The following is an 18,459-nucleotide window of genomic DNA, read 5'->3' on the forward strand; positions in this document are numbered from 1 at the left end:
TCCTTGTATGTACGCGATTGCGCAGGATCATTCTGGCGAGGTTATGAGCAAAAAAAATGATACAAATCATTCCGTAAGGCGGCGCACGGATGAAAAAGGCAAAAGTGTGACCGAGGACGTCACGAAAGTGATCGGCTTAACAATGTGGTGTAAATGTCTGGTTTGACCACGCATTATTGCGTTTCAAAGTTGTTAAATTTTTCCGGTTGTTCTAGAAACAAAATGTAACATCTCACTGTTTCACAACAACGGATAACCACTATGAACAACTCAGGGAAATACCTTATATGGGCAGGGCTCTCCGTTGTGGGAGCCTTTGCCCTGGGCTATATCGCCCTCAACCGGGGGGAACAGATCAATGCGCTCTGGATCGTCGTCGCCTCCGTCTGCATTTATCTGATCGCGTACCGTTTTTATGGCCGCTATATCGCGAAGAACGTGTTAGGGGTTGACGCGACGCGCATGACGCCTGCCGTCCGCCATAACGACGGGCTGGACTACGTGCCGACCGATAAAAAAGTGCTGTTCGGTCACCACTTCGCGGCGATTGCCGGCGCGGGCCCGCTGGTGGGGCCGGTGCTGGCGGCGCAGATGGGCTACCTGCCGGGGATGATCTGGATCCTCGCGGGCGTGGTGCTGGCGGGCGCGGTGCAGGACTTTATGGTGCTGTTCGTCTCCACCCGCCGCGACGGGCGTTCGCTGGGTGAGCTGGTGAAGGAGGAGATGGGGGCAACCGCCGGGGTGATCGCTCTGGTGGCGACCTTTATGATCATGGTGATCATCCTCGCGGTGCTGGCGATGATCGTGGTGAAAGCGCTGACCCACAGCCCGTGGGGAACCTATACCGTTGCCTTCACCATTCCGCTGGCGCTGTTTATGGGGATCTACATTCGCTATCTGCGCCCGGGGCGCATTGGTGAAGTGTCGGTGATTGGCCTGGTGTTCCTCGTGTTCGCCATTATCTCCGGCGGCTGGGTGGCGGAAAGCCCAACCTGGGCACCGTTCTTCGACTTTACCGGCGTGCAGCTGACCTGGATGCTGGTGGGCTACGGCTTTGTGGCGGCGGTGCTGCCGGTGTGGCTCCTGCTGGCTCCGCGTGATTACCTTTCCACCTTCCTGAAAATCGGCACCATCGTCGGGCTGGCCATCGGCATTCTGATTATGCGCCCGACCCTGACCATGCCTGCGCTGACCAAATTCATCGACGGCACCGGCCCGGTCTGGACCGGTAACCTGTTCCCGTTCCTGTTTATCACCATCGCCTGCGGGGCGGTGTCTGGCTTCCACGCGCTGATTGCCTCCGGCACCACGCCGAAGATGCTGGCGAATGAAAATCAGGCCTGCCTGATTGGCTACGGCGGCATGTTGATGGAGTCCTTTGTCGCTATCATGGCGCTGGTCTCGGCCTGCATTATCGATCCGGGCGTGTACTTCGCGATGAACAGCCCGATGGCGGTGCTGGCACCTGCCGGAACCGTTGACGTGGTGGCATCCGCTGCACAGGTGGTGAGCGGCTGGGGCTTTGCCATTACCCCTGAAACGCTAACGCACATTGCTAATGAGGTGGGCGAGCAGTCGATCATCTCCCGTGCGGGCGGTGCGCCGACGCTGGCGGTGGGGATGGCCTACATCCTGCACGGCGCGCTGGGCGGGCTGATGGACGTCTCCTTCTGGTATCACTTCGCCATCCTGTTCGAGGCGCTGTTTATCCTGACGGCGGTGGACGCAGGAACCCGTGCGGCGCGCTTTATGCTCCAGGACCTGCTGGGCGTGATCTCCCCGAACCTGAAGCGTACCGATTCGCTCCCGGCTAACCTGCTGGCGACGGCGCTGTGCGTGCTGGCGTGGGGCTACTTCCTGCACCAGGGCGTGGTCGACCCGCTGGGTGGGATTAACACCCTGTGGCCGCTGTTTGGTATCGCCAACCAGATGCTGGCGGGCATGGCACTGATGCTCTGCGCGGTGGTGCTGTTCAAGATGAAGCGCCAGCGTTACGCGTGGGTGGCGTTAGTGCCAACCGCATGGCTGCTGATTTGTACCCTGACGGCAGGCTGGCAGAAAGCCTTCAGCCCGGACAACAAGGTGGGCTTCCTGGCGATCGCCAACAAGTTCCAGGCGATGATCGACAGCGGTAAGATCCCGGCGCAGTACACGGAGTCGCAGCTGTCGCAGCTGGTGTTTAACAACCGTCTGGACGCCGGGCTGACTATCTTCTTTATGGTGGTGGTCGTGGTGCTGGCGTTGTATTCTCTCAAAACCGCGCTGGCGGCGTTGAAAGTCGACAAGCCAACGGCAAAAGAGACGCCTTACGAGCCAATGCCTGAAAACCTGGAAGAGATTGTCACCCAGGCCAAAGGGGCACATTAATTTAATCAGACATACCCCTCACCCCGGCCCTCTCCCCAAAGGGGAGAGGGTGTTGTAAGTTCCCTCACCCCTTTGGGGAGAGGGTTAGGGTGAGGGGGAAACAAACGAGAAATGACCTATGTTCGACACCCTTTCCAAAGCAGGTAAGTACCTGGGCCAGGCCGCCAAAATGATGATTGGCGTGCCGGACTACGACAACTACGTCGAGCATATGCGCGTCAATCATCCGGACCAGACGCCCATGACCTACGAAGAATTTTTCCGCGACCGCCAGGATGCCCGCTACGGCGGCAAGGGCGGGGCGAAGTGCTGTTAACCCTCTTTCGGTAAATAGAGGCTGATCTGTTCCTGCCTGCAGCCGTAGATTGCCGCGAGCTTTTCGCGGGTGCGCTTTTGCGGACGGGAGTCCAGCGCTTCCAGCTGTGACACGGCGGACTGGCTGATGCCGAGTTTCTCCGCCACTTCCTGTTGTGACATGCCGCGCAGGATGCGCCATGCGGCCTGCAGGCTGACGTTCTGCCAGGTCATAATGCTGCACACTTCTCCGGGCAATTCCACGTCATCCAGACTATCGTGTTCGACCTCAATATCTTCCAGATCGTCATCGGTTTCGTCGTCAATTTCTGACATCTGTAAGAGCATACGAAAATATTCGTGATAGGGAATAACGGCGTACTGCGTTTTCCCGTTATCGTCCTTGATTAGCTGTACAGCCATAGGTGGCACTCTCCTCATGCAGGTAAGTCGTTGAAGTTCTGCGCTTGACGGCCAAAACATAACAATGGTTATCGGGATCGTCCCGAAGTGTATAGATGATGCGGTAATCGCCAACGCGTAGCCGGAAATGATCTTCTGTCGCCGATATTTTTTTGATATCGGGCCGGGGAGTTGAACGGTCATCCAGCTCAGTAAGCTTTACCTCAATGCGTCGCTGATACCGTTCGTCAATCTTTGAAAACGCCTTTTTTGCACCATTGGACCAGACAATCTTCATCCGTACCTCCACTGTACGCCCACATAAAATATAAGGAAATAATAAGACTATTAGATAAATTCCGAATTTCTTATGGGGGACTGTAGAGCGGAGAAAAAGCGCAGGTAAGAGGCAAAACGCAAACCGTCGAAGCGGCTCGAAAACGCCTCTGCCAGGCGACAGAGGCTTACAGAAAATCTGCGATCAGGCGTTCAAACCGCCGTCTACGTCCAGACCGGTACCGGAGATCTGCCCGGCTGCCGGGCTGGCGAGGAAGGTGACCGCCGCCGCGATGTCCTCCGGCTGGCCATAGTGACCGACAGCAATCATCTGGCGCTGGGCTTCCGCCTGTTCCCCGTCTTCCGGGTTCATATCGCTGTTGGTGGGGCCGGGGTGCACCAGGTTAACGGTAATGCCGCGCGGCCCTAAATCACGGGCCAGCCCGCGGGTGAGGGAGTTGAGGGCCGATTTGGTCATCGAGTAGACGGCGATACCCGGCTGCGCCACGCGGTTTGCCAGACAGCTGCCAATGTTAATGATGCGCCCGCCGTCGGACATATGCACCAGCGCTTCCTGAATGGCGATCACCACGCCGCGGATGTTGACGTTGATAAGGGCGTCGATGTCCGCCAGCGTCATGGACTCCAGCGGGCCGCCGCGCGCGATACCCGCGTTGTTGACCAGAATGTCCAGCCCGCCGAGGGAACGCGCCGCATGGGTGACGGCATCCTGAATCGCCTGCGCGCTGGCGCTGTCCGCCTGCACCGCTTCACCGTGCCGCCCAAGCGCCTTTATTTCATCGGCAACCGCCTGGGCTTTATCGGCCGATTTTTCATACGTAATAACCACGTCGGCACCGGCGCGTGCCAGCGACAGCGCGATAGCCCGACCCAACCCGCGGCTGGCGCCGGTAACCAGCGCCTTTTTACCTGTTAAATCGATCTGCATGATGACCTCGTTGCAAGAGTAGAAAGAATCATCATTAGGTATAGACGGTCGGGGCGGTTAACGGCTGAAGGATTCCACTTTCTCAAACGCGGCGCGCAGAACGTCAGGCGTTAGCGCAACCGGCAGATAGTGAATCGACTCCACCGGGCGCAGGGTGTGGGCAATGACCTTATCCAGCGCTTCCCGGTTATTGATGTCGACGTCCAGCTCGCGAAGCGTGGTCGGCAGGTTAAAACGCCGGTACGCCGTCACCAGCTGCGCCAGCACGTCGTCCTGGCCGAGCAGGGCGCTCTGCACCAGAATGCCGTAGGCCACCTTGGTGCCGTGGAGGTATTTTTCCGTCTGCGGCAGCACGGTTAGGCCGTTGTGCACCGCATGCGCCGCCGCCACGCGGGTATAGCGTTCGCCCAGGCCGCCGACCATCCCGCCACCGGCGATAATCGCATCCACCACGTCCCGGAACGCCTGGGTTTGTTCGCCGCGCTGCTGGTCGGCCAGCGCCTCTTCGCTGCGCGTCAGCAGCACGTCGCGGATCGCCAGCGCGCCGTTGATGCCGAGCCGCACGGTCAGCGGCAGGTTCTCCGGCTCAGGTGCCAACACCACCGCTTCGTACCACTTCGCCAGCGTATCGCCGATGCCTGCCAGCAGATATTCCGCCGGGGCGTTAAGGACGATCTGCGGCTCCACCAGCACCAGGAAGTTGGCGTCGTCGAAGATCTCAAAATGCAGCGCCTGACCGGCATCGTTGTACCAGACGGAAAGCGGGGTCCACGCCGCGCAGGTAGCGGCAATGGTGGGGATGCCCACGAACGGAATGCCTAAACGACGCGCCACGGCCTTGACGGTATCCATCACCGCGCCGCCGCCGACGCCAATCACCACGCTGGCGTCGCTGCCGGATTCATTCACCAGGTGGGTGACGTCGCGCTCGCTGCAGTGGCCTTTAAACAGCAGGCGTTTCGCCCCCGGCGCGTTAAAGCTCTCCGGCAGGAAAGGGCGCGCGCCTTCGATAGCGCGCTCGCCGTAGATCCACACCGCGCGGGAAAGCTGTTCCGGGGTAAAGAAGTTATCCAGCTGCGCAAGGCTTCCGGAATGGGAGAAATAGTTCGCCGGGCCAGGCACGACGCGGATATCGGTGTTGCTCATGGTGTTGTCCTTTTTTAGCAAGCGCTAACCCGATGTTATGTCTGGACATCCGGATGGCTAATAATATTTCGCTTTAAGTTATGCCTTTTCCGTCGTTGTCAGTCAACCGAAGCTGTGAAAAATTCGATAAATCAGAAGAGTAATGAAGGATTTACGCGGATGGTTTCCAGTCGCCTTGAGATGCGCGGTATCAGCCTGGCCTTTTCCGGCTTTCAGGCGCTGTCGCGCGTGAATTTCACCTTAACCGGCGGATCCGTACATGCGCTAACCGGTGCCAACGGTGCGGGGAAATCGACCCTGATGGCGGTGCTGTGCGGCACGCACAACCACTATGAGGGTGAGATCAGCATTAACAACCAGCCGGTGACGATCCGCGAACCGCTTGATGCCAAACGGCTGGGGATCCACCTCGTGCAGCAGGAGGTGGACGTAGCGCTGATCCCGGGGTTGAGCATCGCCGAGAACATCATGCTCGACCAGCTGGCGCAGCCGGGTCATCGCTTCAACTGGCGCGCGACCCGCCAGCAGGCGAGACAGGCGCTGGCGCAGCTGGATGTCTCTCTGGACGTACGCCGTTCCATCGACAGCTGTTCGCTGGCCGAAAAGCAGCAGATTTTGCTGGCACGCGCCTTGTCCCACCACTGCCGTTTTTTGATTCTTGATGAACCCACCGCGCCGCTGGATGCGCACGAGAGCGAGCGCCTGTTTGCGGTGGTGAGACGTTTAAAGCAGCAGGGCATCGGCGTGGTGTTTATCTCCCATCGCATTCACGAACTGAAGGCCATCTGCGACACCCTGACGGTGCTCCGCGACGGCAAGCTGATCGAGTCCGGACCGATGGCGGACCTCAGCGGCGAAGAGATTGTCGAGAAGATGCTCGGACACGTGCTGAGCGATATCTATCCGCCCGCACGACCGCCGCACGGCAACGAAACGCTGCTGCGGGTGGAAGGACTGCACGACGATGCGCTGCTGAAAGATATCTCCCTGCACCTGCGCAAAGGCGAAATCCTCGGCATCGCCGGGCTGGCGGGCGCAGGGAAAACCGAACTCTGCAAGGCGCTGTTTGGTGCCAGCAAAAGCCGCGTGGCAAACGGCGAGTTGAATCATCAATCCTGGCAGCCGCGCGACCCGGCTGACTCCGTGCTGCGCGGGCTGGCGCTGGTGCCGGAGGAGCGGCGCAAAGAGGGCATTTTTATCGACGAGCCGGTGAGCATGAACCTTGCCGTGTGCGCCGATAACAGCTTTTCGCGCTGGAGCCTGTTTGGCCATCGTCAGGCGTGGCGCTGGGCGGAAGAGGTGATTGCCCGCGTCGGCGTGCGCGCCCGCGGGCCGGGGCAGGTGCTGCGCCGTCTGTCCGGGGGTAACCAGCAGAAGGTCGCCATTGGTAAATGGCTGCGCAATGACGCCAGCGTGCTGATATTTGACGAGCCGACCAAAGGCGTGGACGTGAAGGCTAAAACCGATCTGTTCCAGCTGATCGACGGCCTGGCGCGCGAGGGTAAAGGGGTGATTTACGCCTCGGGCGAGTTTGCCGAGCTGGTCGGGCTATGCGACCGCATCTGCGTGCTGTGGGACGGGCGCATCGTGGCGGAAATCGCCGGGGCCGAGGCCCGAGAAGAGACACTACTTTATTATTCAACCGGAGGAACGGCGTCGTGAGCAAGGCCCTTTCAGTGAACGCGGCGGCGTCTGGCCGTCAGCAGATTTTCGATTTTCTCTACAAGTGGGGCATGCTGTTAACCGTCGTCGCGCTGGTGGCCGTCTTTGGCCTGGCGTCAGACAGCTTCCTCGATCCGAACAACATCATCAATATTCTGCGCTCGATTGCCATCGTGACGGTGATTGCCATTGGCGTGTCGATTTCACTGACCATCGGCGGGTTCGATCTCTCTGTGGGATCCACCGCCTCGCTGGCGAACGCGCTGGTGATCTCCCTTTTCGTCTGGCACGGATTCGGCACTACCGAGTCGATTCTGATCACCCTCGCGCTCTGCACGCTGGTGGGGCTGTTTAACGCTTTTCTGATCGTCATCCTGCGTATTCCGGACATGCTCGCGACCCTTGCCAGCCTGTTTGTGATTCAGGGTGTGGCGATGACCTACAGCTACGGCGGGTCGATTACCGAAAACATGGTGCTGCCGAGCGGCGACATGGCGGAAGGCACCATTCCGGCAGCGTTTAGCCTGCTGGGGCAGGTGCCGACCATTGTGATCGTCATGCTGGTGGTGACCGTGCTGGCGCAGCTGGGGTTGTCTTTGACCACTCACGGACGCCGGATGTACGCCATCGGCGGCAACCCCGAAGCCGCGCGTCTCTCCGGCATTCGCACTACGCGCTATAAGGTGGCGGCCTACGTGATCGCCTCGCTGCTGGCGGGATTGGGCGGGATTTTGCTGGCTTCGCGCATCGGTTCGTCGCAGGTGAATGCTGGCGGCGGATACCTGATGGACGCGGTGGCGGCGGCGTGGATCGGCTTCTCGCTGGCCGGATCCGGCAAGCCTAACGCGCTGGGCACGCTGGTCGGGGCGGTGATCCTCGGCGTGCTTTCAAACGGACTGGTGATGCTCTCCGTGCCGTACTACGCCATGGACATTATAAAAGGGCTGGTGCTTGCGGTGGCACTGGCGATTACTTACATACAAAAACGCTGACAACACAACGGGATAAAAAATGAAAAAGATTGCACTCTCTTTGGTGGCACTTGGGTTGCTCACGGCTCTGCCAGGCTTCGCGGCTACGCCCGCGCCGCTTCCGGCTGCCATTGCCAACCATGACGGCCCGATCCGCATCGCGGTGATCCGTAACCTTGGCTCAGACGACAACACCACGCAGTTTATTGCCGGGGCAATTCAGGAAGGGAAAAAGCTCGGCTTTAAGGTCAGCACCTTTTTAAGCAACGGGGACGATGCCAAATTCCAGGACTTCGTGAACCAGGCGATCAGCCAGAAATATGACGGGATTATCCTGTCTCAGGGGCGCGATCCGTACTCCACCGCGCTGGTGAAGAAAGCGGTGGATGCCGGGATCAAAGTCTCGGTGTTTGATACCGCCGTGAACGGTGAGATCCCGGGCGTGACCGTGACCCAGCAGGACGATGCCTCCCTGACCAACCTCTCCTTCGGCCAGCTGGCGAAAGATTTCAACGGCAAGGCCAATATCGTCAAGCTGTGGGTGGCAGGCTTCCCGCCGATGGAGCGTCGTCAGGCGGCGTACAAAGCGCTGCAAAAGCAGTATCCGGACATCAAAGAGCTGGAGTCTATCGGTGCCGTCTCATCTGACGTGCAGGGTGACACCGCCAACAAGTTGGGTGCGATCCTGGCGAAATACCCGAAAGGCAAAATCGACGCCATCTGGGGCACATGGGACGCCTTCAGCCAGGGCGCGTATAAGGCGCTGAAAGAGAACGGCCGCACCGAGATCAAGCTCTACAGCATCGATATCTCCAACCAGGATCTGCAGCTGATGCGCGAACCGGGCAGTTCGTGGAAGGTGAGCGTGGCGGTGGATCCGAAGCTGATTGGCGCGACGAACGTGCGTCTGGTGGCGAACAAGATTGCCGGGGAAGCGACGCCAGCGACCTACGATTTCAAAGCGGCAGCTATTCCACAGGCGCTGCTGACCGCCCAGCCGGGTGCGGTGAACGTGGCGTCTCTGGGGAAAATCATTCCGGGCTGGGGCCAGACGGAAGATTTTATCGCGCCGTGGTTTGCGACGCTGGAAGCCAGGTCAAAATAATGCCCGGTGGCGCTGCGCTTACCGGGCCTACGGTGTTGTAGGCCGGATAAGGCGCAGCCGCCACCCGGCGAAAGGACTCAAATATGTCTGCATTACCTCAACCCGAATACAGCCGCAATATGCGGCTGATTGGCCATAGCGACCAGGGCGGTCGCCCTGACGGCGTGCAGCTGATGGTGCACCGCGGTTTTGCTTATATCGGCCATATGGTGTCGCAGGGCTTTTCGATTGTCGACGTGCGAGACCCGAAGAATCCGAAAGCGGCGGGCTACGTGCCCGCGCCGCCCGGCACCTGGAACGTGCACCTGCAGGCGCATGACGACCTGTTGCTGGTCATCAACGCCCGGGACCTGTTTGCCGATGCGCGTTTTGCCGATGAAAAGGTCTACTACACCCGCCAGGTGGGCGAAACCGTCAGCGACGTGCAGGACAAAGGCTGGAGCGCGGGCTTGCGGGTGTTTGATATCTCCACGCCGGACAGGCCGCGCGAAATCGGCTTTCTGTCGCTGAGCGGCATTGGCATTCACCGCATCTGGTACGTCGGTGGCCGCTGGGCGTACGTCTCGGCGCTGATCGACGGTTTTACCGATTATATCTTCCTCACCATCGATCTTGCGGACCCGCGTAAGCCTGAAGTGGCGGGGCGCTGGTGGCTGCCGGGGATGAACCAGGCGGAAGGGGAGAAACCGAACTGGCCGGAAGGGAAACGCTTCGCGCTGCATCATGCGATTATCGCCGGGGATACCGCCTACGGGAGCTGGCGCGACGGCGGGCTGACGCTGCTGGACGTGAAAGACCGTACGCAGCCGACGCTGATTAGCCATCGTAACTGGAGCCCGCCGTTTGGCGGTGGGACGCACACCGCGCTGCCGCTGCCGGACCGCTCCCTGCTGGTGGTGCTTGACGAGGCGGTGCTCGATAACCAGGAAGACGGCGAAAAGCTGATCTGGCTGTTTGATATCCGCGAGCCGTCGAACCCGGTCAGCATCTCGACCTTCCCGCAGCCGGATGAAACCGACTACGTGGCGAAAGGGGCGCATTTCGGGCCGCACAACCTGCACGAGAACCGGCCGGGAAGCTTCGTCAGCTCAACGCTGATTTTTGCCACGTACCAGAATGCAGGTGTGCGCGCGTATGACATTTCCAATCCGTATCGCCCGGTGGAAACGGGGGCGCTGGTGCCCGCCGCGCCGGAGAGAATGATGGACACGCGGCCGAATCGCCCGCAGGTGATCCAGTCGTGCGACGTGTTTGTGGATGCGCAGGGGATTATTTACAGCACGGATTATAACGGTGGGTTGTCGGTGATTGAATATTTGGGGTGAGTGCGGTTTGATGCCCTCACCCCGGCCCTCTCCCACAGGGAGAGGGAGAAAATCAGGAGCGTAGGCCGGGTAAGGCGAAGCCGCCACCCGGCAAAAGCACTCAGCTGTACTGACGCACCCGCGCGACCAGCTCTTCCGCGCTGTCGATTCGGTCGGCAATGACAATCAGCGCCTTGCCGAGCGTAATCGCGTGGCGCAGGCATTCGTGGCGCATGGCGTCGTCCTGAATGGTGTCGATATCCGCCACGTGAGAAAGCCCCACGCTTCGGCGAATCAGCTCGGTGCCGCAGAAGCCGATAGCATCATGCCAGACCTTTTTCAGAAACGCGGAGGCGTAGCCCGGTGCGCTCAGCGCCGTATCGCGCGTTTTTTCGTTTGCCAGCGCCTGGAAGCGTTCTGCGAAGGTATTCCAGAGTTCCTGAATATCGGTCAGGCGCTGCTCGCGTGCGGCAGCGGCATCGCGAATGCCCAGATGCCCCGGCAGACCGCAGAAATTGAGCAACAGGTTGCCGATGGCGGTGCCCACGTCAAAGCCAATCGGCCCGAAATAGCCGAACTCGGCATCGATGGCCTTCAGGCTGCCGTCGGCCACAAAGATCGACCCGCTGTGAATATCGCCGTGCAGCAGGGCTTCAGCCTGAGAAAAGAAACGGTGCTTCAGGGAGGCCACGGCAATCTTCAGCTGGGCGTCGTCGCGCAGGGCGGCAACATCGTTTTCCAGCTCGGCCGGGTAGCTGTTGCGCTCGTGGATCTGGTACGGATCGTTAAAGAACAGATCTTCGGTGATCTCGCACATCTCCGGATTAATGAATTTTGCCACCTGCGCTTTTTTCTCGTGCGGGTGCAGGTAGAAATCGCTGGTGTGGAACAGCGCGTGAGCGAGGTATTCGCCCAGCTGCCGCGCCGCCTGCGGGTAGTAAATGTTGTTGATAAGCTCGCCGCGCCAGATGCGATGGCTGGAGAGGTCTTCCATCACCATCACCGCCAGTTCCGGGTCATAGTGGTGGATTTTCACGGTGTGCTGCGGGCTGTGCCGGTAGTGTTCGACCAGCGTTTGCGCCTCAAGACGGGCGCGGTCCAGCGTCAGCGGCCAGGACTCCCCGACGCAGCGCACGTAGGGCAGCGCCTGCTTGACGATGATGCGGCTCACGCCCGCGCTGTCGAAAATTTTGAACACCAGATTGAGGTTGCCGTCGCCTACCTCCTGCGCCTCCACCAGCGATGATGGGTCATCAAGGCCGCCAAACTGCCTGGCATACTCCACGGCGTCCTGGGCGGTAAAGGTACGGTATTGCGACATGGCCTGTTCCTCACGGGTTTGCTAATAAAGACATGTAGACGTCTATACATCTGGATTTCATCCTGACACAATGTGATACAACAACGCAACAGGGAATTAACGACATGCAGACAATACAGACGACCAGCCTGCGGGTGGCGGATAATCAGCTCTTTATTCTCGACCAGCAGGCCCTTCCGCAGGAGAAACGCTGGCTGGATGCCTCGACCGTAGAGGCGCTGGTGGGGCATATTCACGCCCTGCGGGTGCGCGGCGCGCCGCTGATTGGTCTCTCTGCAAGCCTGCTGCTGGCGCTGCTGGCGGAAAGCGGTAAAAGCCGCGACGAGCTGGCCTTGGCGCTGGACACCCTGCGCGCCTCTCGCCCGACGGCCGTGAACCTGATGAACAACCTCGACCGCATGAAGCTGGCGCTGTGGCAGGAAGATTTCGTTCCGGCGCTGACTGCGGAAGCGCTGCGTCTGATTGACGAAGACAAACGGCTATGCGACGCGATTGCGGCAGCCGGTAGCGCGCTGGTGAAACCCGGTAGCCGCCTGCTGACCCACTGCAACACCGGCGGGCTGGCAACGGCGGGCGTCGGCACCGCGCTGGGCGTTATTGCTCGTGCGCATAAGGAAGGAAACGTCAGCAACGTCTGGGTGGATGAAACCCGTCCTCTGCTGCAGGGCGGTAGATTGACCGCATGGGAACTCGGCGAACTGGGCGTGCCGTATCAGCTCATCACCGATTCAATGGCCGCCAGCCTGATGGCGAAAGGGGAAGTAGACGCCGTGTGGGTGGGTGCAGACCGTATTGCCGCCAACGGCGACGTGGCGAATAAGATCGGCACCTATTCCCTGGCGGTGCTGGCGAAATTCCACGGCATTCCGTTCTACGTTGCCGCGCCGCATACCACGCTGGACCCGGACTGCCCGAATGGAGACGCGATCCCCATCGAGCAGCGTGCGGCCAGCGAAGTGACGGGCGTGGCGGGAAGCTTTGGTGCGGTGCAGTGGGCACCGGAGAACGCACGGGTCTATAACCCGGCCTTTGACGTTACGCCTGCCTCGCTAATTAGCGGCTGGGTACTGGATACGGGCGTGGTCACGCCGCAAGAGGTGGCGGAAGGGAAATTCGCCTGAGTCCGGCTATCCTTTAAGGGGTTCCCTTAAGAGGACAATATCGTGACGCTCGATCCTGAAACTGACTTAAAACTGGAGCGCGTGGTGGATGCCCCGCGCGACCTGCTGTGGCTGTGCTGGACCACGCCGGAACATATCAAAAACTTCTTCATTCCTGCTCCCCATAAGGTGACCGAGTGCGACCTCGATCTCCGCGTGGGCGGGCGGTTCAATACCGTGTTTGAGGTGGACGGTCAGCGTATGGATAACCGCGGTGTCTTCCTGGAAATCGATCCCGGTAAAAAGCTGGTCTTTACCGACGGTTATACCGAAGGCTGGAAACCGGCCGAGAAACCGTTTATGACAGCGATCTTGCTGCTGGAAGACGTAGGCGAGGGCAAAACCCGCTACACGGCGATTGCACGTCACCCGACGAAGGACATCCGCGAGCAGCACGAGCAGATGGGTTTCCACGAAGGGTGGGGCATTGTGCTGGATCAGCTGGTGGGGTATGTGAAGGGGTTGAAGGTGTAACGCGCGCGGATGCCCTCACCCCGGCCCTCTCCCACGGGGAGAGGGAGAAAAGATCATGCCAGCCTTGGATACGCATCCGCGATCGCATCGCCCGTAAACTGGGCCACCCAGCCTTCCGGGTTATCGAAAATACGAATCGCCGTAAAGTTCGGCTCTGAACCCATATCGAACCAGTGCGGCGTGCCCGCGGGCACGGAGATCAGGTCGTTTTTCTCGCACAGCACCTGATACACCTCATCGCCAATGTGCAGGCAAAACAATCCCGCGCCTTCTACAAAAAAGCGCACTTCATCTTCGCCGTGGGTATGCTCGTTCAGGAATTTTGCGCGCAGCGCGTCTTTCTGCGGGTTGTCGGCGCGCAGGCTGATCACGTCCCAGCTCTGGTACCCTTTTTCCGCCACCAGCTTATCGATCGCATGCTGATAGGCTTCGATCACGGCTTCGGGCGCAGGATCGTGGCCTAAATCACGGTCAGCCGCCCAACGTTCAAACCGCACCCCTTTAGCGTTGAGCTGCTGGGCGATCTCGGCGGCGTCGGTGCTGTGCCACTGGTGTTGGCTGGCGTCTTTATCGGAATAAATGGTCAATGCGCTCATGAAGGGATCTGCTCCGGATTAATCTCGTCAAACTGGTGGACCTGATGGTGATGGCTTGCGCCGTCATCATCGCCGCGAATCAGCTGCAGGGTGCGAAAACCTGCCTGTTCAGCCGCGTCCAGCTCCTGATGGATATCGGACAGGAACAGGATCTGCGACGGGGCGATGCCCGTTTGTGCCGCAATGTTTTGATACGACTGCACTTCGCGCTTGGCGCCGATGTGGGTATCAAAATAGCCGCTGAACAGATGAGTAATATCACCTTCGTCGCTGTAGCCAAATAACAGTTTCTGCGCGGCGACGGAGCCCGAGGAATAAACATAGATATCAATGCCTTGCGCTTTCCATTTTTCCAGCGCAGGCAGTACGTCCGGGTAGAGGTGGCCGGTAAAGTCGCCGTTAACGTAGCCGTCGTGCCAGATGATCCCCTGCAGGGCTTTGAGCGCCGTGGATTTGCGGTCTTCGTCCATAAAGGCAAACAGGGCGTCGATAAGCTCGCTGACGCTGGCGTGCGGGCTGCCGATTTCATCGCGCAGGTTGTCCAGAATGGATGTGACCGGCTCGGCGTACTGCTGCGTGGTGACGAAGGCCGCCAGCCGCTCACGCGCATAGGGGAACAAAACATCATGGACAAAACGGATATCGCTGGTGGTGCCTTCAATATCCGTCACAATTGCGCGAATCATACTCTCTCCAGTTGTCGTAAACGCATTTCACATTCAAACAGGAATTCCAGTCCTTCCAGATGACGGCGGGCTTCGGCCACGTCGCGTCCCCAGCAGGTTAAGCCATGACCGCGCAGAAGAAAACCATAATTAAGCGGGCGTTCCTGCGCGTAATGGGCGATGCGCGAGGCGAGGGCATCGATGTCCTGGTCGTTATCAAATACCGGGATGGAAACCGTATCCAGATGCGTGGTCTGTCCGCTGAGCGATTTTTGCATCTCGAAGCCGCTGATGTTCAGTTCAGCCTCTTTTACCAGACGTGACAGCACCGTGGCGTTGACCGTGTGCACGTGCAGGACGGCGTTGGCCTCCGGGAACAGACGATAGATAAGGGTATGCAGCCCCGTTTCGGCTGATGGCTTACGACCAGACGGCGCGCGGTTGGTGGCGATTTCAACCTGTAGAAAATCTTCCGTCGTCAGGCTGCCTTTGTCTTTACCTGATTCGCTGAGCCAGCAGAGGCGTTCGTCCTGACGCACCGACATGTTGCCGCCGGTGGCGGGAGCCCAGCCTTTGGCACCAATCCAGCGGCATGCGTCGACCAAATGTGTGAGTTGCAGGTTGTCCGTCATTTCCTTTTACCCTCGCGGCCAGGAATATTCATATGGTTTAGACGTCTAAGCGTCTTGATTGCCAAAGACTAACATCGTGTTATAGTGGCAGCAACATAAGTATTACAAGCAGGCACAGCACAATGAGCAATAACGCATTGATTCCGCAGAGTAAACTCCCCAATCTCGGCACCACTATCTTTACGCAGATGAGCGCTCTGGCGCAGCAGCACAACGCCATTAACCTCTCGCAGGGGTTCCCGGATTTTGACGGACCGTCCTTTTTGCAGGAACGACTGGCGTACCACGTTGCCCAGGGAGCGAACCAGTACGCGCCGATGACCGGCGTGCCGGCGCTGCGGGAAGCCATTGCGGACAAAACGGCGGAGCTGTATGGCTATAAGCCCGATGCGAACAGCGAGATCACGGTGACGGCAGGGGCGACCGAAGCGCTGTATGCGGCCATCACCGCGCTGGTGCGCACCGGTGACGAGGTTATCTGCTTTGACCCGAGCTACGATAGCTACGCGCCTGCCATCGAACTTTCCGGCGGCGTGGTCAAGCGCGTGGCGCTACAGCCGCCGCATTTCCGCCCGGACTGGGAGGCATTCGCCGCGCTGCTGAGCGATAAAACCCGCCTGGTGATCCTGAATACGCCGCACAACCCGTCCGCGACGGTGTGGCAGAAAGCCGATTTCGCCGCGCTGTGGCAGGCCATCGCCGAACGTGACATTTATGTCCTGAGCGACGAAGTGTACGAGCACATCTGCTTTGCAGAGGAAGGGCACGCCAGCGTGCTGGTGCATCCGCAGCTTCGCGAGCGGGCAATCGCCGTGTCGTCATTTGGTAAAACCTATCATATGACCGGATGGAAAGTGGGCTATAGCGTGGCACCGGCCGCCATTAGCGCGGAGCTGCGCAAAGTGCACCAGTACCTGACCTTTGCCGTGAATACGCCTGCTCAGCTGGCGCTGGCGGACATGCTGCGTGCGGAACCTGAGCACTATCGCGAGCTGCCGGACTTCTATCGAAAACGCCGGGATCTGTTTGTGAACGCGCTGAGCCAAAGCCGTCTGGAGATTTTACCCTGCGAAGGGACCTACTTCCTGCTGGCCGACTACAGCGCCATTTCCGATCTGGACGATGTGAGCTTTTGCCAGTGGTTGACGAAAGAGGTGGGCGTTGCGGCGATCCCGCTCTCTGTTTTTTGCGCCGATCCCTTCCCGCATAAGCTGATTCGTCTCTGCTTTGCGAAACAGGAATCGACGCTGCTGGCGGCGGCAGAACGCCTTAACGCGCTCTGATTATTTTACCGTCCAGGCTTCCGAGTATCGACGGTCTGCAAAGAGTTCCAGCAGACCGTTGATCTGCTTGAGGCGCAGGACCTCGTCGCTGTCCATCCCCAGTTCCTGACCGATTTTCTCATCATCCCAGCCAAGCTGAACCAGTTCGCGGACGATATCGGACATCGCATGAATCTGGTGACGGCCGCGCGCCCGGTTATGGCGGATGGTCGCCGCCATCCGGTCGCCTTTTTTCTGTCGCGCTTTACGCAGGCAGGTGACCGGGAGGTAGCCTTTCAGCTGACGCTTTAATATCGCCCGGTTCGACCCCATTTCGTGGCGATGAAAGCCGTCGACGATCTCATAATGCTGAGCGTCGCTTTCCGTTACCACGATGGGCTGGGTGAAACCGTCCATCTCCAGCGATTTGCAGAGCAACCGTTTTTCCGGCGGTGCGACATTGTTGGGGTTGTAATCGTTCGCAGTAATCTCGCCCTGTTTGATCCACAGCACGCAGTCGACAGGCTGCTCGCGAAAAGGGCTGTGTTCATGGATGGCCTGGCGAAAGGCGTTGATGGCTTCAATGCGTTGGTCTTCGGGAAGAGACTGAAGATAGCGCGCCATGTCGTTAATCAATCGTTGTTGCATAAGATCCCCCATTCCTTGCGTTTTGACTTTATCCGTTCGCTGTAGCGCTGATAGTGCTTCGGTTTGTTAGGGCTGAATGAAAGGGCACGGCACCAGTAGTCATTGTTGAGTAATACCTTGCACACGCGTCGCCAGGACGGGATATCCTTCGCCCCGATATCGCCCTCCTGGGTGTCGGGAATATCGGCCATGCCTCTCTTCTGATACCAGTGCAAATAAATCGCGATTTTATTGCGGTAATGTTCCGCCGTGGTTTGCGGCATGCTGTCGAGCAGCAGCATGGCGTACTCGCGCCAGCTGAGCGCGTTGGGTTTAAGGAGTTTACGGTGGCCATAAAAGTGATTGTCCTGGCCCGCGTAAACCCCCCCGCTGTGCACGCCGCTTACCCGTTCGCACATCGCCGCCCAGCGTTCGGGCTCAACAACATGATAGAGCCACAGTCCCTGGCGCTGTTCCGGGCCAAAGGGTTCACAGATGCGCATGTAGCGCGGAGGAACGCCTGCCTGAAACATCAGGTCGTAAAGAGGGTTGTAACATCCGCCCGTTTTAGCAAACCATGTCCAGATATCGGCGGTTTTCCAGTCGTAGAGCGGATAGATGTACCAGGCGTGACCGCCCGGGGCGATGGTGGTCCAGGGTTTGTCATCGGCAAAGCGGCGCTTGCGCGCGTTCGCGATAGTCAAAAAACGATTGTAGGGTTCATCGGCGCGAATACCGACCATCATGGCTGCCGGACGGCTTCCGGAGAACCAGTCTGAAAATGCGCGAACAAAGGCTTCAAACGTCATGCCGGGCTGGTAGAAATCGAAGTAATCCGGATCGGTAATCGCGTCTGCGGGAGGCTGACGCACCCATCGCTTTCCTGGCTCCCAGCATTGCCATTCAGGGTAAAATTGCGTAAGCGCATTTTGCGTGGTGAGTGGCAGCGCCACCCACCAGCATTGCTCAATGACATCGGCATACTGCGCAATCATATTATTTACGTGCTGAATGGTATAAGTGAACTGCGCTTCCCAGTCGATAAAGAGCAGGTGGATTTTCTTTCCCATTTTTCGGGCCTCTCGGGCCGTCAAATGCAGCATAATGGTAGAATCCTTCCCCCCTGAAAATGAAACACAAACCCTGGGTAGATTCTCAAGTGTCCATGCAATGCGCTCTTTCGCGGCCTCAAGCACATTTTGATTAAGCGGATACTTATACATTGACATAGCCAAACTCCTCCCTG

The 18,459-nt window shown here is 59.0% G+C and carries 19 protein-coding genes; 9 read left to right on the forward strand and 10 right to left on the reverse strand.

Going from position 1 to position 18,459, the window contains the following annotated elements; translation table 11 throughout:
- Window positions 1-261 precede the first annotated feature (261 nt).
- Window positions 262-2,367, forward strand: a complete 2,106-nt coding sequence (gene cstA, locus ACTJJA_RS01800; RefSeq protein WP_421511783.1) for a pyruvate/proton symporter CstA — start codon at window positions 262-264, stop codon at window positions 2,365-2,367.
- A gap of 118 nt (window positions 2,368-2,485) precedes the next feature.
- Complete coding sequence (locus tag ACTJJA_RS01805) at window positions 2,486-2,683, forward strand: YbdD/YjiX family protein (RefSeq protein ID WP_006809671.1); 198 nt, start codon at window positions 2,486-2,488, stop codon at window positions 2,681-2,683.
- Here the strand turns inward: ACTJJA_RS01805 and ACTJJA_RS01810 are convergent.
- The 4 genes from ACTJJA_RS01810 to ACTJJA_RS01825 form a co-directional block, all read right to left on the reverse strand.
- Window positions 2,680-3,084 carry a helix-turn-helix domain-containing protein gene (locus ACTJJA_RS01810; protein ID WP_440665877.1) on the reverse strand — a complete coding sequence of 135 codons (405 nt, stop codon included), beginning with the start codon at window positions 3,082-3,084 and terminating at the stop codon, window positions 2,680-2,682. The two genes, ACTJJA_RS01805 and ACTJJA_RS01810, sit on opposite strands and share 4 nt — an antisense overlap.
- Window positions 3,056-3,361 carry a type II toxin-antitoxin system RelE family toxin gene (locus ACTJJA_RS01815; RefSeq protein ID WP_440665879.1) on the reverse strand — a complete coding sequence of 102 codons (306 nt, stop codon included), beginning with the start codon at window positions 3,359-3,361 and terminating at the stop codon, window positions 3,056-3,058. The genes ACTJJA_RS01810 and ACTJJA_RS01815 overlap by 29 nt, the downstream gene beginning before the upstream one ends.
- Window positions 3,362-3,544: 183 nt before the next feature.
- Window positions 3,545-4,288, reverse strand: coding sequence for an SDR family NAD(P)-dependent oxidoreductase (locus tag ACTJJA_RS01820; protein WP_421511784.1), 744 nt, complete (start codon window positions 4,286-4,288; stop codon window positions 3,545-3,547).
- Window positions 4,289-4,345: 57 nt separating this feature from the next.
- Window positions 4,346-5,434: an oxidoreductase gene (locus tag ACTJJA_RS01825; RefSeq protein WP_440665881.1), complete on the reverse strand. Its 1,089-nt coding sequence runs from the start codon at window positions 5,432-5,434 to the stop codon at window positions 4,346-4,348.
- 159 nt (window positions 5,435-5,593) lie between these two features.
- Between ACTJJA_RS01825 and ACTJJA_RS01830 the strand changes: the two genes are divergently transcribed.
- The 4 genes from ACTJJA_RS01830 to ACTJJA_RS01845 all read left to right on the forward strand — a co-directional run bounded on the left by ACTJJA_RS01830 (window position 5,594) and on the right by ACTJJA_RS01845 (window position 10,497).
- Window positions 5,594-7,096: a sugar ABC transporter ATP-binding protein gene (locus ACTJJA_RS01830; protein WP_010428464.1), complete on the forward strand. Its 1,503-nt coding sequence runs from the start codon at window positions 5,594-5,596 to the stop codon at window positions 7,094-7,096.
- A complete protein-coding gene (locus ACTJJA_RS01835; protein WP_039024441.1) occupies window positions 7,093-8,088 on the forward strand; it encodes an ABC transporter permease in 996 nt (331 codons plus the stop codon). Before ACTJJA_RS01830 ends, ACTJJA_RS01835 begins: the two co-directional genes overlap by 4 nt.
- Window positions 8,089-8,107: 19 nt before the next feature.
- Window positions 8,108-9,172 carry a sugar ABC transporter substrate-binding protein gene (locus tag ACTJJA_RS01840; RefSeq protein ID WP_440665884.1) on the forward strand — a complete coding sequence of 355 codons (1,065 nt, stop codon included), beginning with the start codon at window positions 8,108-8,110 and terminating at the stop codon, window positions 9,170-9,172.
- Window positions 9,173-9,255: 83 nt separating this feature from the next.
- Window positions 9,256-10,497, forward strand: coding sequence for an LVIVD repeat-containing protein (locus ACTJJA_RS01845; RefSeq protein ID WP_440665886.1), 1,242 nt, complete (start codon window positions 9,256-9,258; stop codon window positions 10,495-10,497).
- A gap of 100 nt (window positions 10,498-10,597) precedes the next feature.
- On the opposite strand, the gene mtnK is transcribed toward ACTJJA_RS01845, so the two are convergent.
- Window positions 10,598-11,797: an S-methyl-5-thioribose kinase gene (gene mtnK, locus ACTJJA_RS01850; RefSeq protein WP_440665888.1), complete on the reverse strand. Its 1,200-nt coding sequence runs from the start codon at window positions 11,795-11,797 to the stop codon at window positions 10,598-10,600.
- 104 nt (window positions 11,798-11,901) lie between these two features.
- On the opposite strand from mtnK, the gene mtnA reads away from it, so the two are divergent.
- Entirely contained in the window at window positions 11,902-12,918 is a 1,017-nt protein-coding gene (gene mtnA / locus ACTJJA_RS01855) for an S-methyl-5-thioribose-1-phosphate isomerase (protein ID WP_440665889.1), read from the forward strand.
- Window positions 12,919-12,960: 42 nt separating this feature from the next.
- On the forward strand, window positions 12,961-13,431 hold the full coding sequence (locus ACTJJA_RS01860) for an SRPBCC family protein (protein WP_440665891.1): 471 nt from the start codon (window positions 12,961-12,963) through the stop codon (window positions 13,429-13,431).
- Between the two features lie 53 nt (window positions 13,432-13,484).
- Here the strand turns inward: ACTJJA_RS01860 and ACTJJA_RS01865 are convergent, their stop codons facing one another.
- The 3 genes from ACTJJA_RS01865 to ACTJJA_RS01875 are packed head-to-tail and all read right to left on the reverse strand — an operon-like array spanning window position 13,485 to window position 15,324.
- Window positions 13,485-14,027: a 1,2-dihydroxy-3-keto-5-methylthiopentene dioxygenase gene (locus tag ACTJJA_RS01865; protein ID WP_023293046.1), complete on the reverse strand. Its 543-nt coding sequence runs from the start codon at window positions 14,025-14,027 to the stop codon at window positions 13,485-13,487.
- On the reverse strand, window positions 14,024-14,713 hold the full coding sequence (gene mtnC / locus ACTJJA_RS01870) for an acireductone synthase (protein ID WP_440665894.1): 690 nt from the start codon (window positions 14,711-14,713) through the stop codon (window positions 14,024-14,026). Before mtnC ends, ACTJJA_RS01865 begins: the two co-directional genes overlap by 4 nt.
- Window positions 14,710-15,324: a methylthioribulose 1-phosphate dehydratase gene (locus ACTJJA_RS01875; protein WP_440665895.1), complete on the reverse strand. Its 615-nt coding sequence runs from the start codon at window positions 15,322-15,324 to the stop codon at window positions 14,710-14,712. The genes mtnC and ACTJJA_RS01875 overlap by 4 nt, the downstream gene beginning before the upstream one ends.
- 122 nt (window positions 15,325-15,446) lie before the next feature.
- Between ACTJJA_RS01875 and ACTJJA_RS01880 the strand changes: the two genes are divergently transcribed.
- Window positions 15,447-16,607 carry a pyridoxal phosphate-dependent aminotransferase gene (locus ACTJJA_RS01880; protein WP_440665897.1) on the forward strand — a complete coding sequence of 387 codons (1,161 nt, stop codon included), beginning with the start codon at window positions 15,447-15,449 and terminating at the stop codon, window positions 16,605-16,607.
- Here ACTJJA_RS01880 and ACTJJA_RS01885 read toward each other — a convergent pair whose 3' ends face one another.
- Window positions 16,608-17,234 (reverse strand): IbrB-like domain-containing protein, encoded by a 627-nt coding sequence (locus tag ACTJJA_RS01885; RefSeq protein ID WP_440665899.1) that lies wholly within the window; start codon window positions 17,232-17,234, stop codon window positions 16,608-16,610.
- Window positions 17,219-18,442: a phosphoadenosine phosphosulfate reductase gene (locus ACTJJA_RS01890; RefSeq protein WP_440665901.1), complete on the reverse strand. Its 1,224-nt coding sequence runs from the start codon at window positions 18,440-18,442 to the stop codon at window positions 17,219-17,221. The genes ACTJJA_RS01885 and ACTJJA_RS01890 overlap by 16 nt, the downstream gene beginning before the upstream one ends.
- Window positions 18,443-18,459: the final 17 nt, after the last annotated feature.

The organism is Enterobacter sp. 22452 (assembly GCF_052045065.1).
GTDB classification, from domain to species: Bacteria; Pseudomonadota; Gammaproteobacteria; order Enterobacterales; family Enterobacteriaceae; genus Enterobacter; species Enterobacter mori.

Excerpts from the sequence above, each read along its gene's own strand:
- ACTJJA_RS01805 (WP_006809671.1), top strand. The coding sequence starts at position 2,486 with ATGTTCGACACCCTTTCCAAAGCAGGTAAGTACCTGGGCCAGGCCGCC.
- ACTJJA_RS01885 (WP_440665899.1), bottom strand. The coding sequence starts at position 17,234 with ATGCAACAACGATTGATTAACGACATGGCGCGCTATCTTCAGTCTCTT.
- ACTJJA_RS01830 (WP_010428464.1), top strand. The coding sequence starts at position 5,594 with ATGGTTTCCAGTCGCCTTGAGATGCGCGGTATCAGCCTGGCCTTTTCC.
- mtnK (WP_440665888.1), bottom strand. The coding sequence starts at position 11,797 with ATGTCGCAATACCGTACCTTTACCGCCCAGGACGCCGTGGAGTATGCC.
- ACTJJA_RS01890 (WP_440665901.1), bottom strand. The coding sequence starts at position 18,442 with ATGTCAATGTATAAGTATCCGCTTAATCAAAATGTGCTTGAGGCCGCG.
- mtnA (WP_440665889.1), top strand. The coding sequence starts at position 11,902 with ATGCAGACAATACAGACGACCAGCCTGCGGGTGGCGGATAATCAGCTC.
- ACTJJA_RS01840 (WP_440665884.1), top strand. The coding sequence starts at position 8,108 with ATGAAAAAGATTGCACTCTCTTTGGTGGCACTTGGGTTGCTCACGGCT.
- ACTJJA_RS01865 (WP_023293046.1), bottom strand. The coding sequence starts at position 14,027 with ATGAGCGCATTGACCATTTATTCCGATAAAGACGCCAGCCAACACCAG.
- ACTJJA_RS01880 (WP_440665897.1), top strand. The coding sequence starts at position 15,447 with ATGAGCAATAACGCATTGATTCCGCAGAGTAAACTCCCCAATCTCGGC.
- cstA (WP_421511783.1), top strand. The coding sequence starts at position 262 with ATGAACAACTCAGGGAAATACCTTATATGGGCAGGGCTCTCCGTTGTG.
- ACTJJA_RS01845 (WP_440665886.1), top strand. The coding sequence starts at position 9,256 with ATGTCTGCATTACCTCAACCCGAATACAGCCGCAATATGCGGCTGATT.
- ACTJJA_RS01810 (WP_440665877.1), bottom strand. The coding sequence starts at position 3,084 with ATGGCTGTACAGCTAATCAAGGACGATAACGGGAAAACGCAGTACGCC.
- ACTJJA_RS01820 (WP_421511784.1), bottom strand. The coding sequence starts at position 4,288 with ATGCAGATCGATTTAACAGGTAAAAAGGCGCTGGTTACCGGCGCCAGC.
- ACTJJA_RS01825 (WP_440665881.1), bottom strand. The coding sequence starts at position 5,434 with ATGAGCAACACCGATATCCGCGTCGTGCCTGGCCCGGCGAACTATTTC.
- ACTJJA_RS01815 (WP_440665879.1), bottom strand. The coding sequence starts at position 3,361 with ATGAAGATTGTCTGGTCCAATGGTGCAAAAAAGGCGTTTTCAAAGATT.
- ACTJJA_RS01875 (WP_440665895.1), bottom strand. The coding sequence starts at position 15,324 with ATGACGGACAACCTGCAACTCACACATTTGGTCGACGCATGCCGCTGG.
- mtnC (WP_440665894.1), bottom strand. The coding sequence starts at position 14,713 with ATGATTCGCGCAATTGTGACGGATATTGAAGGCACCACCAGCGATATC.